The organism is Pseudomonas sp. SK (assembly GCF_012975065.1).
Lineage (GTDB): Bacteria > Pseudomonadota > Gammaproteobacteria > Pseudomonadales > Pseudomonadaceae > Aquipseudomonas > Aquipseudomonas anuradhapurensis.
The window spans coordinates 3023324-3035667 of the sequence record NZ_CP051857.1 but is presented as its reverse complement, the minus strand read 5'-3'; the positions used below and the strand labels follow the sequence as shown (position 1 = coordinate 3035667).

17 protein-coding genes and 1 riboswitch are annotated in these 12344 nt (G+C 64.2%); of the genes, 7 read left to right on the top strand and 10 right to left on the bottom strand.

Annotation, left to right across the window (positions count from 1 at the left end):
- Nucleotides 1–5: 5 nt before the first annotated feature.
- The 7 genes from HG549_RS14035 to HG549_RS14005 form a co-directional block, all read right to left on the bottom strand.
- Nucleotides 6–620, bottom strand: a complete 615-nt coding sequence (locus HG549_RS14035; RefSeq protein ID WP_170030105.1) for a response regulator transcription factor — start codon at nucleotides 618–620, stop codon at nucleotides 6–8.
- Nucleotides 621–840: 220 nt separating this feature from the next.
- Nucleotides 841–1083, bottom strand: a complete 243-nt coding sequence (locus tag HG549_RS14030) for a DUF1272 domain-containing protein (protein ID WP_170030104.1) — start codon at nucleotides 1081–1083, stop codon at nucleotides 841–843.
- A gap of 66 nt (nucleotides 1084–1149) precedes the next feature.
- Complete coding sequence (gene cobM / locus HG549_RS14025) at nucleotides 1150–1902, bottom strand: precorrin-4 C(11)-methyltransferase (RefSeq protein ID WP_170030103.1); 753 nt, start codon at nucleotides 1900–1902, stop codon at nucleotides 1150–1152.
- Nucleotides 1903–1936: 34 nt separating this feature from the next.
- Entirely contained in the window at nucleotides 1937–2323 is a 387-nt protein-coding gene (locus HG549_RS14020) for a cobalamin biosynthesis protein (RefSeq protein ID WP_170030102.1), read from the bottom strand.
- Entirely contained in the window at nucleotides 2323–3009 is a 687-nt protein-coding gene (locus HG549_RS14015) for a CbtA family protein (protein WP_170030101.1), read from the bottom strand. Before HG549_RS14015 ends, HG549_RS14020 begins: the two co-directional genes overlap by 1 nt.
- Before the next feature lie 9 nt (nucleotides 3010–3018).
- Entirely contained in the window at nucleotides 3019–3207 is a 189-nt protein-coding gene (locus HG549_RS14010) for a CbtB-domain containing protein (protein ID WP_110742999.1), read from the bottom strand.
- A 91-nt stretch (nucleotides 3208–3298) separates the two neighbouring features.
- A riboswitch (cobalamin riboswitch) is annotated at nucleotides 3299–3521 on the bottom strand.
- A 119-nt stretch (nucleotides 3522–3640) separates the two neighbouring features.
- The gene (locus tag HG549_RS14005) at nucleotides 3641–4120 is read right to left on the bottom strand and encodes a GNAT family N-acetyltransferase (RefSeq protein ID WP_170030100.1); all 480 of its coding nucleotides are present in this window, start codon (nucleotides 4118–4120) and stop codon (nucleotides 3641–3643) included.
- Nucleotides 4121–4244: 124 nt separating this feature from the next.
- Here HG549_RS14005 and HG549_RS14000 point away from each other — a divergent pair, with 124 nt between their 5' ends.
- The 6 genes from HG549_RS14000 (at nucleotide 4245) to HG549_RS13975 (ending at nucleotide 9239) form a co-directional block, all read left to right on the top strand.
- Nucleotides 4245–4874, top strand: a complete 630-nt coding sequence (locus tag HG549_RS14000; protein ID WP_170030099.1) for a LysE family translocator — start codon at nucleotides 4245–4247, stop codon at nucleotides 4872–4874.
- Between the two features lie 21 nt (nucleotides 4875–4895).
- Nucleotides 4896–5777 carry an alpha/beta fold hydrolase gene (locus tag HG549_RS13995; RefSeq protein ID WP_170030098.1) on the top strand — a complete coding sequence of 294 codons (882 nt, stop codon included), beginning with the start codon at nucleotides 4896–4898 and terminating at the stop codon, nucleotides 5775–5777.
- 63 nt (nucleotides 5778–5840) lie between these two features.
- Complete coding sequence (locus tag HG549_RS13990; RefSeq protein WP_170030097.1) at nucleotides 5841–6815, top strand: hypothetical protein; 975 nt, start codon at nucleotides 5841–5843, stop codon at nucleotides 6813–6815.
- A gap of 96 nt (nucleotides 6816–6911) precedes the next feature.
- Nucleotides 6912–7799 carry a pirin family protein gene (locus HG549_RS13985; RefSeq protein ID WP_170030096.1) on the top strand — a complete coding sequence of 296 codons (888 nt, stop codon included), beginning with the start codon at nucleotides 6912–6914 and terminating at the stop codon, nucleotides 7797–7799.
- Between the two features lie 63 nt (nucleotides 7800–7862).
- Nucleotides 7863–8792 carry a DNA-3-methyladenine glycosylase gene (locus HG549_RS13980; protein ID WP_170030095.1) on the top strand — a complete coding sequence of 310 codons (930 nt, stop codon included), beginning with the start codon at nucleotides 7863–7865 and terminating at the stop codon, nucleotides 8790–8792.
- A gap of 186 nt (nucleotides 8793–8978) precedes the next feature.
- Nucleotides 8979–9239 carry a DUF1652 domain-containing protein gene (locus tag HG549_RS13975; protein ID WP_063914185.1) on the top strand — a complete coding sequence of 87 codons (261 nt, stop codon included), beginning with the start codon at nucleotides 8979–8981 and terminating at the stop codon, nucleotides 9237–9239.
- A 19-nt stretch (nucleotides 9240–9258) separates the two neighbouring features.
- Here the strand turns inward: HG549_RS13975 and HG549_RS13970 are convergent, their stop codons facing one another.
- The 3 genes from HG549_RS13970 to alkB form a co-directional block, all read right to left on the bottom strand.
- Complete coding sequence (locus HG549_RS13970) at nucleotides 9259–9873, bottom strand: Yip1 family protein (protein WP_170030094.1); 615 nt, start codon at nucleotides 9871–9873, stop codon at nucleotides 9259–9261.
- An 86-nt stretch (nucleotides 9874–9959) separates the two neighbouring features.
- Nucleotides 9960–10247, bottom strand: coding sequence for a hypothetical protein (locus HG549_RS13965; RefSeq protein WP_170030093.1), 288 nt, complete (start codon nucleotides 10245–10247; stop codon nucleotides 9960–9962).
- 168 nt (nucleotides 10248–10415) lie between these two features.
- Nucleotides 10416–11063: a DNA oxidative demethylase AlkB gene (gene alkB / locus HG549_RS13960; RefSeq protein ID WP_170030092.1), complete on the bottom strand. Its 648-nt coding sequence runs from the start codon at nucleotides 11061–11063 to the stop codon at nucleotides 10416–10418.
- Between the two features lie 258 nt (nucleotides 11064–11321).
- Between alkB and HG549_RS13955 the strand changes: the two genes are divergently transcribed.
- On the top strand, nucleotides 11322–12341 hold the full coding sequence (locus HG549_RS13955; RefSeq protein WP_170030091.1) for a LacI family DNA-binding transcriptional regulator: 1020 nt from the start codon (nucleotides 11322–11324) through the stop codon (nucleotides 12339–12341).
- The last annotated feature ends 3 nt before the right edge of the window (nucleotides 12342–12344 follow it).

Here is a 12344-nt window from a genome sequence, read left to right as displayed (position 1 = left end):
CACGTTCACTGGACGCTGTTGCGTTTGGCCAGGTCGACCATTTCCACCAGGGATTCGGTCTTGAGCTTTTCCATGATGCGGCCCCGGTAGGTGCTGATGGTCTTGGCACTGAGGTTCATGCAGGTGCCGATGTTCTTGTTGTTCTCGCCGCGCGCCAGGCGCCGCAGCACTTCCATTTCACGGTTGGAGAGGCTGGCCAGGCGCACCGGCTCGCTTTCCAGGGAGTTGCTGTTGACCGACATCTGCGGGAAGGTCGAGTAGCCCTTGACCAAGGCCTTGAGGGCAAACAGCAACGCTTCGTGGTCTTCTTCCTTGGTGACGAAGGCACCGATCCCGGCGTCCAGGCAGCGCCGCACGTACAGGTCGGTCGCCTGCCCGGTCAGGACCATGATCTTGGGTACCGGCTCCAGGCATTGCAGGCGTTTGATCACTTCCATGCCATCCAGGCCGGGCAGGCCGATATCGAGAATGACCACATCCGGGCGCAGTTCGCGGGCGACCTGCGCCACTTCACTGCCATTGCCGACCTCACCGACGACATCGAAGCGCTCGCGCTCGAGCAGTAGGCGCAAGGACAGCCGGACGATGGGATGGTCGTCAACGATCAGCACGGTTGTCATGAAGGAAACTCCTGTCGGGATGTGGTCCGCTTCCTGGAACACTCAGGAATACGTCTGAACAAGGGGGGTTATCGGAAGCGCTGCACGATACGACCATTCCCGAAGTTTGGTAATGCCGAGTATAGAAGTGTTGAAAGTCCCCGTACTTGTTGTTGAAAATTCCTACAAATATGGGAAACATCACCCTACCAAAGCGGTGATGTCCACTTGTTGAGGCTGGTCAAGCGCAGGCGGCATGCGCCTTGTTCACCCGCAGGGTCGAGGCAGGGTTGTTGGCCAGCACCTGGCCGACCCGCGTCGGGCGGGCCACCAGCTGGCCGGTGCAGTTCGGGCAACGCCCGTGGAAACGGGTTTCGGCACAGGTGCGGCAGAACGTGCATTCGAACGAGCAGATCACCGCATCGGGGCTGTCACCCGGCAGGTTGGTATCGCAGCACTCGCAGTTGGGGCGTAGATCCAGCATTGGCATGACTCCTGTTCGCAAGTAGGGACATGGAGTCTGCTATGCCTGCGCCGAACCTGGCAATGCTCAGTTCCCTGGGCGATACAGATGGGCGTGGCCGGCACGGTACAGGGCCGACTCGGCGAACGGTGTGTCGCCCAGGACATGCCCGACCAGGATCAGCGAGGTACGCCGAAAGTCCTTCGCTGCTACGCGTTCGACGATATCGCCCAAGGTGCCACGCACCCAATCCTGGTCTGGCCAGGTGGCGCGATGCACCACCGCCACCGGGCACTGTGCGCCGTAGTGCGGCAGCAGTTCATCGACAATGCGCGGCAGGTGCCGGACCCCCAGGTGAATCGCCAGCGTGCTGCCATGCCGCGCCAGGTCGGCCAGTTGCTCGCCGGGAGGCATTGGCGAGCTGTCGCCATAGCGGGTCAGGATGACCGTCTGGGCGACTTGTGGCAGGGTCAGCTCGCAGCCGAGCAGGGCGGCGCTGGCCGCTGTGGCAGTGACCCCGGGAACGATCTGGTAGTCGATGCCCAGCGCCTGCAGCTGGCGAATCTGCTCGCCGATCGCGCCGTACAGGCTGGGGTCGCCGCTGTGCACCCGGGCCACATCCTGGCCTTGCTCATGCGCGCTGCGCATGGCGGCGATGATCTGCTCCAGGTGCAGTTCGGCGCTGTTGATCACGGTCTTGGCCTGATGGCCCTCGAGCACCGCGGCAGGGACCAGCGAGCCGGCATAGATGATCACCGGGCACTGGCGGATCAGCCGTTGCCCCTTGACTGTGATCAGTTCCGGGTCGCCGGGGCCGGCGCCGATGAAATAGACCGTCATGGAAAGTCCTTGCAGAAAAGTGGCGGTGAAATCTTCAACAGGCCAGGGCCAGGGTCGCCGGGCCCAGTACCTGGCGCGTCAGCAGCAACCTGGCGGTGCCATGGCGCTGGCTGGCCAATGCCAGGGCTGCGCTTTCTGCCACGCCCCAGCAGCCGCTGTGAGCATGGGCGGCAGCAGAGCGGTGGCTGAGCTGCGCCTGGTAGGCGTGTAGTTGCGCGGTAGGGTACAGCACCAAGGGCACGGCGAGGCGTTCGGCCAGCTGTTGCAGGCCGGGTTCGTCGGCCTTCAGGCTGATGCTGGCAATGCCATGCAGGTCGGCCAATGCCAGGCGCTGACTGTTCAGCGCCTGATAGAGCAACGCTTCCAAGGCCTCCGCCGGGCAACCCCGGCGGCAGCCGAAGCCGGCATAGAAGGCCGCCATCAGGCCTGCTTGGCGCGGCGGAACAGCCAGGCGCTGAGCAGGCCCAGGGCCAGCCAGAAGGCGGCGTTGGTCAGCCACGAGGCGAGCTTGAACTGGGTTTCCAGCGCCTCGGGGGCCAGGCGTTCATGCACTTCGGGCTGTGGCGCGCCAATCACATGCGGGACCACCAGCAGGGCAACGCCCAGCACTTTCAGCAGCCAGTGGCGGGCGAACACCAGCAAGGCCAGGCCCAGGGCGGTAGCGCTGGCCGTGCCGATCCACCAGGCCTGGCGTTGGCCCAGGTCGGCGGCAGCGGTGCCTGGCAGCTCCGGCGGCAGGCCCAGGGTCGGGGCCAGGCAGAACACGGCGAAACCGGCCAGGCCCCAAAGTGCACCGGTGCCGATACGCCGCGGTTCGCGCAGGCTGTAAAGGGCGGCCAGGATCAGGGCAAAGCCGACTGCAACCACCAGGTTGCCGCCAGTGGTCGACAGCACGCGTTGCCAACCGTCTTCCGGCGACCAGGCTTCGGCGCTGTGTTCATGGGCCGGCACCTCGCTGCCATGCTCGTGGTGAGCCGCTGGTACCGACGACTCGTAGGTTTCCGCCTCAAGAATCAGCGGGGCGACCCAGAAGCTTTGCAGCAGGGTCAGCAACAAGGCCGCTAGCAGCCCGCTGAAGCCCGCGGTACGGGCAATGCGCATGATCATCAGGCGTACTCAGTGGCAGGGGAAGGCGGCGCTGTGGCGGGTGTCGTGAGCGGCGTTGTGCACGGCCTCGATGTGTGAGAAACCGGCGAAATAAACCAGGCACAGGCCCAGCAGGCTGGCGCCGACGGCGATGACGACACGCTGGCTGAGCGTGACGGGGGTGGCAAGGCTATGTGGCTTGGCGCTGGTGACAGGCATGACGCGTTCCTCTGCTGTTGGGGGCAACGGGCGAGCGCGGCAACCCCGGGCGTGACTGCCCAGGGGAATGCAACAGCGCCCGCCCACCGCGGGGTGTTCATGAACGCCAGGCCGGTCTCCGGGCTTGCGAGGAGGAGCCGGGCTCCTGGAAAGCATCGCCTTCCCATGCCCGACTACAGGGCACAGTGGTATTGACGCTTCGCTCGCTTACCGTTGCGGGGGCAGCACCGGCTTTGTCCGGCCCTGCTGGAGGGCCTGTGACGCACCGGTTTCCCGTTTCACCCCAAGGGGGCACCTGAACGCGAGGTGTAAGAAGACCATGGGGCGCGCCTGGCGTCAATTGTCAGATGCCTCTGGGGCGGTGTATTGATCGGCGCCGCACAGGTGAAGCGAAGGGCTGCAAGGCCGCCCCCGGCAGTGTTCGGATGGCAGTTCAACCGCGCGCAAATGCCGCCAGTTTGTCGCCATCCAGGCGATAGCGGACCCACTCATCCTGCGCCTCGGCCCCCAGCGACCGGTAGAAGCCGATCGCCGGCTCGTTCCAGTCCAGTACGCTCCATTCGAGCCGCCCGCAGTGGTTGGCCACCGCTTCGCGGGCAATGTGCCGCAGCAGTTGCCGTCCGGCACCGTCGCCGCGTTGTTCAGGGGTCACGTACAGGTCCTCGAGATAGATGCCGTTGCGCCCCAGCCAGGTCGAATAGCTGTAGTAATACACGGCAAAGCCGATTGCCTGGCCATCGCGCTCGCAGATCAGGCTGTGCACCGTGCTGCCTTCGCCGAACAGGCTGTGCTCGATATCGGCAACGCTGGCGATGACTTCGTGGCGGGCACGTTCGTACTCGGCCAGTTCGGTGATGAAGGCCAGGATCTGCTCGGCATCGGTGCGTACGGCAGGTCGAATGGTGACGGTCATGGTGACGGCTTCCTTGGGCTCATGGTGGCGGTACAGTAATGTGTATCTGAATAATTTATTGGAACTGTACCAGTCGCGAAGAAGGCAACTCCGCTAGTGTGGCAGCACCCATGAAGAAAATGGAATGCCCGCCATGCTTGCCTCTGCCGACCTGCTGACCGCCTTTGTGCTGTTCGCCTTCGTATCCTCGATCACGCCAGGGCCCAACAACACCATGCTGCTGGCGTCGGGGGTGAACTTTGGCGTGCGCCGCTCGATTCCGCACGCCATGGGCATCAGTGTCGGGTTCATGCTCATGGTGCTGGCCGTCGGCCTGGGCCTGGGCGAGGTGTTCAAGGCCTGGCCGATGCTGTACACGGTATTGCGCTACAGCGGCGCTGCCTACCTGCTGTACCTGGCGTGGAAGATCGCCACCTCCGGGCCGGTCGGCACGGCCTCGTCCAGCACCGGAAAACCGCTGGGGTTCTGGGGGGCTGCGGCGTTTCAATGGGTCAACCCCAAGGCCTGGGTAATGGCGGTGGGGGCCATTACCACCTACACGCCGGCGCAGGGCTATGTGGCCAACGTGATTGTCATTGCCGCCTTGTTCGCCCTGGTCAACCTGCCCAGCGTGGGGGTGTGGGTGATGTTTGGCAGCGCCCTGCGCACACTGTTGCAGAACCCGCGCTGGCTGATGCTGTTCAATGTCCTGATGGCCTTGCTGCTGGTGATTTCACTGTACCCGCTGCTGTTTGTAGAATCGGCGTTTTCCTGACCCTGCGAGTACAGCAAGCCGATGCAGTTGATCCCCTGGTCCCATGAATGCGCCGAAGGCTTCACCCTGCGTGGCTGGCGAACCCCGGCCAGTGGCCGGCCGTTGCTGCACTTTTTGCACGGCAACGGCTTCTGCTGCCTGGCTTATCAGCCTTTGCTGCTGCGGCTGGGCGAGCATTTCGACCTGTGGCTCAGCGATGTCCAGGGCCATGGCGACAGCGACCATGGCGGGGCATTTCGTGGCTGGAACCGTACCGCTGCGCTGGCGGTGGAGGCTTTCGCCGCCGGGCGGGGCGAGTATGGCGACGTACCGCGGTATGCCGTGGGGCACAGCTTCGGGGGCGTGCTCACGGGCTTGATCCTGGCCAGTGAGCCGCAACTGTTCAGCCGTGCCGTGCTGCTTGACCCGGTGTTGTTCAGCCGGCGCATGCTCGGGGTCATGGGCGCGGCCGCATTGCTTGGCCTGCACCGGCGCCACGCGCTCGCACGCAAGGCCGCCAGCCGCCGCAGCCACTGGCCTGATCGAGAGACGGCGCTGGCTTCGCTGCAGGGCCGCGGTATCTTCAAGGGATGGACCGATGCAGCGCTGCACGCCTATGTCGAGCATGCCATTGGTGATTGCGGTGAGGCGGTGGTACTCAAGTGCCGGCCCAGCCGCGAAGTGGAAATATTCAGCTCGTTCCCCCGACGCCTTTGGGCCAGCCTGGCGGCGATCCGCACACCCACTCACGTCTTGTATGGCGAGGATACGTATCCCTTCGTGCCCCATTCGGTCAAGCGCCTGACCGCGCTCAATCCTCAGGTGAGCGGCAGGCAGGTTGCCGGTGGGCACTGCTTCATGCAGGAACATCCCGAGGCTTGTGCCGATGCCGTGCGGGCCTTCCTGCTGCAGCAGGCGGGATAGTTTTCCAGACAGCATCGGGCAGGACGGCGTGGCTAATCTTGGGCTTTGCCCGAGCCTACGCACATGACCAGCCAGACCTTGCTAAAGCCCGCCTATCTGCAAAAGCGCTACGACTACTCCTGCCGGGCGATCGAGTCGCTCAGGCAAGCCATGCACAGCACGTTGGCAGCGCTGGCAGAGCGCTCACCCCTGGCTGTGGTCAGCGTGGGTTCCTACGGTCGATGCGAAGTTTCCCAAGTTTCGGACATCGACTTCTTCATCGTGCATGACAGCAGCTTGCCGGTGGACCGTCTGCACCAGATATTGCGCCAGGTCGACGACATCCTGCGGCCGGTCAGCCATCCGGGGGAGAGCGACGTGGCGAAGTTCGGCCGGGAAGCGTTGGCCCGCTATGCGGACTTGAGCGAGCACATCGGCTGGAAGTGTGAAGACAACACTGCGTTGACCCGGCGAATGTTGATGTTGTTCGAAGGCCGCCCCCTGTATGGGCGCGCGGCCTTTGCCGAGTGGCAGCATGACCTGCTGCGCCGTTATGTTCCTGATGACCATGGCCACGGCCTTGCCAGGTTCCTGCTTAACGACCTGATTCGCTACTACCGGACCCTGATGGCCAACTTCGAGGAGAAAAGGGCCGAAGGCAAGGCTTGGGGGGTACGCAATATCAAATTGCTGTTTTCCCGTAAACTGCTCCTCGCCGGCGGCATCGTAGCCATTGCCGAGGTTCACGGCCTGCCTGCGCCAGCCAAGGTCAACCGCCTTCGACAATTGCTGGCGCTGACGCCGTTGCAGCGCCTGGCAACGCTTGGCGAGGGCAACCCTTATAGCGATGCGCTGTTCGAAGACTACGCCGTGTTTCTCCAATCGATCTCCTCGACGGAAAATCGCCGCTATCTGGACAGACTGAAACCTGACCAGGCAATGGCGGATCCGCTTTATCGGCAGCTGCGGGTCCGCGGCCAAGCCTTTTCGTTGAAACTCGAGCATTGGTTGAGATCGCAATACCCGGGGCATCCGATCCTCCACGCCATATTCTTCTGATTGTCCTTCATATGGAACGATGTATGCCATTTCAGCCAGCTACTGCCTGATTGGCATCGCTGGTAAGGTGATCGCAGCCAAGAGAGGAGCCTTCTCATGAAAAGCATACTGGGTATCCACCGCAGCCCTCACGCCCATTGGGTAGGTGATGGCTTCCCGGTGCGTAGCCTGTTCACCTACGACAACCTGGCCAGCAAGATCAGCCCGTTTCTGTTGCTGGACTACGCCGGCCCTCATCCGTTCACGCCGACCAACGCGCGGCGCGGCGTCGGCCAGCATCCGCACCGCGGCTTCGAGACTGTGACCATCGTCTACCAGGGCGAGCTGGAGCACCGTGACTCCACGGGTGCTGGTGGCTTGATCGGCCCCGGTGATGTGCAGTGGATGACCGCTGCCAACGGCATCATCCATGAGGAGTTCCATTCCCCAGGCTTTGCCCGCAGCGGCGGCATGCTGGAGATGGTCCAGCTGTGGGTCAACCTGCCGGCGCGGGACAAGCGTGCAGCCGCTGGCTACCAGACGCTGCTGGCCAAGGATATCCCGCTGGTCATGCTGGACGGCGAGGGCGGGAGCCTGCGGGTGATCGCGGGTGACTATCGCGGGCACTCGGGGCCGGCGCGCACCTTTACCGCCATGGATGTCTGGGACTTGCGCCTGAATGCCGGTGCCACCCTGCGCCTGCCGGTGGCCGCCGGGCGCAACGCGGCGCTGGTGGTCTTGCGCGGCAACGTGCGGGTCAACCATGAGCGCGAAGCTGGCCCGGCCAGCCTGGTGCTGCTTGACCGGTCGGGTGAAGACGTCGCCATCGAAGCGCTGGAGGGTGCCAGCGTACTGCTGCTCAGCGGTGAGCCGATCGATGAACCGATCGTGGGTTATGGCCCGTTCGTGATGAACAGCCAGGCGGAGATTGCCGAGTCGTTCGACGATTTCCATGCCGGACGGTTCGGGCAGATGCACGACGCCCGGGACACGACGCAACCGTGATTGAACGGCCTGTACCGGCTACGACGCCGGTACAGCTCGTGCATTTGCTGGCATGATGCAGCCATGGCCAAGCTCACTTCCCTGCACACCGTGCGCCGATCGCTGCCCGGCGCCAGCCACCAGACCCTGTGGCTACGCTACCGTGCCCCCTATCATTGGCCTTCGACCCTGGCCTTCCTCGCCGCCCGCTGTATCCCTGGCGTCGAGACCTGTCGGGACGGCACCTACAGCCGCTCGGTGGTGGCTGCGGGGCGGCATGCGGTCGTACACGCCACGCCTTCGGGTAACCAGTACCTGCGCATCCGTCTTGAAGGCGTTCCGGCCCGGGCGCTGCCAGGCCTGGTCGCCAGGCTGCGGCGGGTGTTCGACCTTGATGCCGAGCCTGCGCAGATCAACGCCGGGCTTGCCCACGATCCGCTGATGGCCTGCTTGCTGCAGCAGCGCCCAGGCTTGCGCGTGCCACAAGGTTGGGACGCCGGTGAGCAAGCCATGCGCACGGTGCTGGGCCAGCAGATCAGCGTGGCCGGTGCCATGACCCTGGCCGGGCGCCTGGTGCAACGCCACGGTGAAACCCTGCGCCTGGTCGTGCCAGGGTTGAGCCACGTTTTCCCGACACTGCCGGTATTGGCGGCTGCGCAGTTCGAAAACATGGGGATGCCACGTGCACGCGCAGCGACCCTGGGCACCCTGGCCAGTGCCTTGCTTGCCCAACCCGGGTTGCTGCGGCGTGGGCAGCCGCTTGATGCGCTGCTGCGCGACCTGTGTCGGCTGAAAGGGATTGGCCCGTGGAGCGCGTCCTACCTGGCGCTGCGCCAGGCCGGCGCAGCCGATGCCTTGCCGTTGGGCGATGTGGCCTTGGCCAAGGCGTTGCGCAGGCTTGAAGGCGACCAGGCGAACCTGGCCGAACGGGCCCTGGCCTGGCGACCCTGGCGAGCCTATGCAGCTCAGCATCTATGGGCGTCGTTGGGGCCGGACGGGACCGCTCGTCGTTAAATCCGCCATTGGATCCGAACACTCGGCGCACACCGGCAATCTTCCACTAAGGTGCTAAAGGATTTCCGCATGATCATTGCCGCGGCGTTATGAATGCCTGCCCCGGCATGCGCAATATCAATTGGCACCGTGCCTGACAAAGGTGTACTCCACACAAACAGGCCATCCCACAGAGAGGGTCATACCATGTCGTTGATAGGAGTTTCGATGCTGGAGATGCGGCAGATGATCGAGCAGGCCTGCCTGCCTGATCGCTGTGAAGTCAGCTGCCCGGACGGCGCCAACCTGACCATCCGCCTGGGTCAGGGCCAGAGTCTCGATGAGGGCGTGACCCTGAGCGGTGTCCCGCTGCAAAGCCTTAACAGTTGCCGCGACCTGGTCAATCTGGTAGGGCAGTTGCACGCGCTGCGTGACAGTCACCCCGCACCACTCAAGGCGATTGCCTGAGGGTGCCTTTGCGCTCCGGTCAGCCCAGGCTGGCCGGGCGCACATATTCCGGCATCAGGCCGTTGAACCAGAACAGGATCATCGCCACCAGGATGGTCACCAGCAGCAACAGGCCCACCCCCCACACGCAGGTCGCGAACAGCAAGGCCTGTTCTTTCTTCAGCCGCAGGAACGTCTGCAATCCGCCATACAGCAACACACTGGCATACGCCGACGCCGCCAAGAGCGCGACCACGGCCAGCCAGCGGATCGGCAGCAGGCCGACCACGCCGGCAAAGAACCATGGCGTGGCGCAGTAGGCGGCAAAGCCGATGCATTGGTTGAGGCTGGGCTGGGCATCGAAACCTCGCGACATCCAGCGAATCATCACCCCCATCAGCATGACCCCGACCACCGTGGTGCCGTAGAGCAAGGCGGCCAGCTGCGCGGCACTGCCCATGCTCAGGCGCACCCGCTCCTCGGCCGCCAGGCTCCAGCCGAACGTGGTGGTGCCGACGAACAGGCAAACGGCAGGGATCAATGCCAGGGCCAGCAGACGTGGCAGGTATTGCTGCGGGCGGTCTTCTTCGGCCCGGCGGATGTCCAGCCAAGCGTCGGCGGGGTGGGTGAAGAGCTTGAGCAACGGACTGTTCATGACATTCTCCGGCAGGCGTGGGCTCTTTTGTATGGAGACGCGCCGTGCCCGGCAGGTTCAGCCGGGTTGGCCGCCGTTGATCGGCTTCACTGCAGTTCCAGCAGCAGGTTCAAGCCACCGTCGCCGCACTTGCCCTGGTCGCGGACCACACCGTGGTAGCTGCGCCCATCCCAGACAAACGCCACGCTGTGGGCGCGCTCCACCTTGTCGGGCAATGGCGGGCAGATGTGCAGGCGCAGGCCTGGGCGACCTTGCAGGTTGAGGGCGGCAATCTGGCACTGGCATTCCATGCTCTGCGCGACTGGGCCGAACAGGGTGTCGCGCACGTAATCGAGCTGCAGGGAGGCATTGGGCGCGCGGCAGGGCATTTTCATGGTCGCGCTGCTCCGGTGCAAAGGCGGCTGGCAGAGTACAGGTAGGGCATGGCGGGCTCCCGGCTGAAAATGGCATGGCCTATCTTTTGAAGCTTGCCAGGCCAAGATGTTCAACCTGTTTCATGCGCGTTCATCCAGTTTGCGCCGATGCTGCAGCCCAGGCCCGGTTCAGCGCCCGGCCTTGCGCAGGGTCAGGTTGATGCGCCGTTCACCCAGGCGCGGATGCACGCCCGGCTTGATCGGCAGCACGCCATGGAAACGCAAGCGGTCTGCGCCACCCCAGACCAGCACATCGCCATGGCTCAGGGCGATGCGCCGGGTCTTGTCGGCGCGCTGCAAGCCCCCGAACAGGAACACCGCCGGCAAACCCAGCGACAGTGACACGATTGGCTGGCCGAAGTCCTGCTCATCGCGGTCCTGGTGCAGGCTGAGGCGGGTACCGGGGAGGTAATGATTGACCAGGCAGGCATCCGGCACGAAACCGTCGAAGCCGGCCAAGGCCGCCGCGCGGTTGGCCAGGGCAAGCAATACCGGGGGCAGGGCAGGCCAGGGTTGGCCGCTGAGCGGGTCGCAGTGGCAGTAACGGTAGCCCTGTTCATCGCTGACCCAACCCAGCGTGCCGCAGTTGGTGAGCGCTACGGCCATGCGCAGGCCACCCGGGGTGTACATGTGCCGGAACGGCGCGGCACGCAATACCGGGCGCAGGGCGTCGAGCACAGGCTCGACTTCAGCCAGGGCGAAGCCGGGCAGCAGCACGGTGTGGCTGGCCAGGCGTTGCGCCTGGGTGCCGAACAGGTCGAGGTCGGACTGGATCATTGGCTGGAGTATCGGGCCGGGTAGCAAGCATTGTACTGCGCTTGCCGGGCCTGGCCTATTCATGCACGACGCCACTGCCAGCTACAGGTTACCGTAGACTGATATTCATCATTATTAACAATGGGTTAATGACTATAGTTAATGTTGAACATTATTTTTCCCATGGTTTGTCGACCAACGGCAGGTTGACGAACACGCACAGTTTTGCTGTATTGAAACCGGTTTCATCGCTATCACAACAATCATAAGGAACAGCTCATGACCGACGCGCCTGGCCATCCCCGTGAACGGGTCACCATCAGCGAAGTCGCGCGTGTCGCGGGCGTGTCCAAGGCCACCGTCTCGCGCTATATCGGCGGCGACCGGCAGTTGCTGGCCGAAGCCACGGCCAAGCGCCTGGAGCAGGTCATCGAGCGCCTCGGCTACCGCCCCAACCAAATGGCCCGTGGCTTGAAGCGCGGTCAGACACGGTTGGTCGGCATGCTGGTAGCCGATATTCTCAACCCCTATTCGGTAGCCGTGATGCACGGCGTGGAAACCGCCTGCCGCCAGCACGGCTACAGCCTGGTGGTATGCAACACCAACCGCGACGACGAGCAGGAACGTCACCATCTGGTGGCGCTGCAGTCGTACAACGTCGAAGGGCTGATCGTGAACACCCTCGGCCATCACCCCGGCGAACTGCTCAACCTGCAGCGCGACATCCCCATGGTGCTGGTCGACCGTCAACTGCCCGAGCTGAAGGTCGACCTGGTGGGGCTGGATAATGCCGACGCGGTCGAGCAGGCCCTGGACCACCTGCAAGCACAAGGCTACCGCGATATCCTCGCGGTCACCGAGCCCCTGGATGGCACCAGCTCACGTGTGGAGCGGGTCCAGGCGTTTGCCGCGTCGATCGGCCGTCGCCCTGGCATGCGCCAGCAGGTAGTGGAAATCACCACCGGCTTGAATGGCCAGCTGGCCTCGTTTCTTGCCGGCAGAGGCCATGGTCCGCAGGCCATCTTCACGTTCAACGGCATCGCCACCCTGGCCGTCACCCGGGCCCTACATGACGCCGGCTGCCACCTGTTTGTGGACGTCGGTTTGATTGCCCTGGACGACCTCGACTGGTACCCCTTGGTCGGCAATGGCATCACCGCACTGGCCCAGCCTACCGAGCGTATCGGCGTGGCCGCCTTCGACAGCCTGCTGGCTCGTCTGCGCGGCGACAGTGGGGCGGCCAGGCGCATCGACTTCAAGGCCGACCTGATCATCCGCGGCTCAACCCCCCGACAGTAACCA

Coding starts and splice junctions, on each gene's coding strand:
- HG549_RS14035 (WP_170030105.1), bottom strand. CDS start 620: ATGACAACCGTGCTGATCGTTGACGACCATCCCATCGTCCGGCTGTCC.
- HG549_RS14030 (WP_170030104.1), bottom strand. CDS start 1,083: ATGCTGGATCTACGCCCCAACTGCGAGTGCTGCGATACCAACCTGCCG.
- cobM (WP_170030103.1), bottom strand. CDS start 1,902: ATGACGGTCTATTTCATCGGCGCCGGCCCCGGCGACCCGGAACTGATC.
- HG549_RS14020 (WP_170030102.1), bottom strand. CDS start 2,323: ATGGCGGCCTTCTATGCCGGCTTCGGCTGCCGCCGGGGTTGCCCGGCG.
- HG549_RS14015 (WP_170030101.1), bottom strand. CDS start 3,009: ATGATCATGCGCATTGCCCGTACCGCGGGCTTCAGCGGGCTGCTAGCG.
- HG549_RS14010 (WP_110742999.1), bottom strand. CDS start 3,207: ATGCCTGTCACCAGCGCCAAGCCACATAGCCTTGCCACCCCCGTCACG.
- HG549_RS14005 (WP_170030100.1), bottom strand. CDS start 4,120: ATGACCGTCACCATTCGACCTGCCGTACGCACCGATGCCGAGCAGATC.
- HG549_RS14000 (WP_170030099.1), top strand. CDS start 4,245: ATGCCCGCCATGCTTGCCTCTGCCGACCTGCTGACCGCCTTTGTGCTG.
- HG549_RS13995 (WP_170030098.1), top strand. CDS start 4,896: ATGCAGTTGATCCCCTGGTCCCATGAATGCGCCGAAGGCTTCACCCTG.
- HG549_RS13990 (WP_170030097.1), top strand. CDS start 5,841: ATGACCAGCCAGACCTTGCTAAAGCCCGCCTATCTGCAAAAGCGCTAC.
- HG549_RS13985 (WP_170030096.1), top strand. CDS start 6,912: ATGAAAAGCATACTGGGTATCCACCGCAGCCCTCACGCCCATTGGGTA.
- HG549_RS13980 (WP_170030095.1), top strand. CDS start 7,863: ATGGCCAAGCTCACTTCCCTGCACACCGTGCGCCGATCGCTGCCCGGC.
- HG549_RS13975 (WP_063914185.1), top strand. CDS start 8,979: ATGTCGTTGATAGGAGTTTCGATGCTGGAGATGCGGCAGATGATCGAG.
- HG549_RS13970 (WP_170030094.1), bottom strand. CDS start 9,873: ATGAACAGTCCGTTGCTCAAGCTCTTCACCCACCCCGCCGACGCTTGG.
- HG549_RS13965 (WP_170030093.1), bottom strand. CDS start 10,247: ATGAAAATGCCCTGCCGCGCGCCCAATGCCTCCCTGCAGCTCGATTAC.
- alkB (WP_170030092.1), bottom strand. CDS start 11,063: ATGATCCAGTCCGACCTCGACCTGTTCGGCACCCAGGCGCAACGCCTG.
- HG549_RS13955 (WP_170030091.1), top strand. CDS start 11,322: ATGACCGACGCGCCTGGCCATCCCCGTGAACGGGTCACCATCAGCGAA.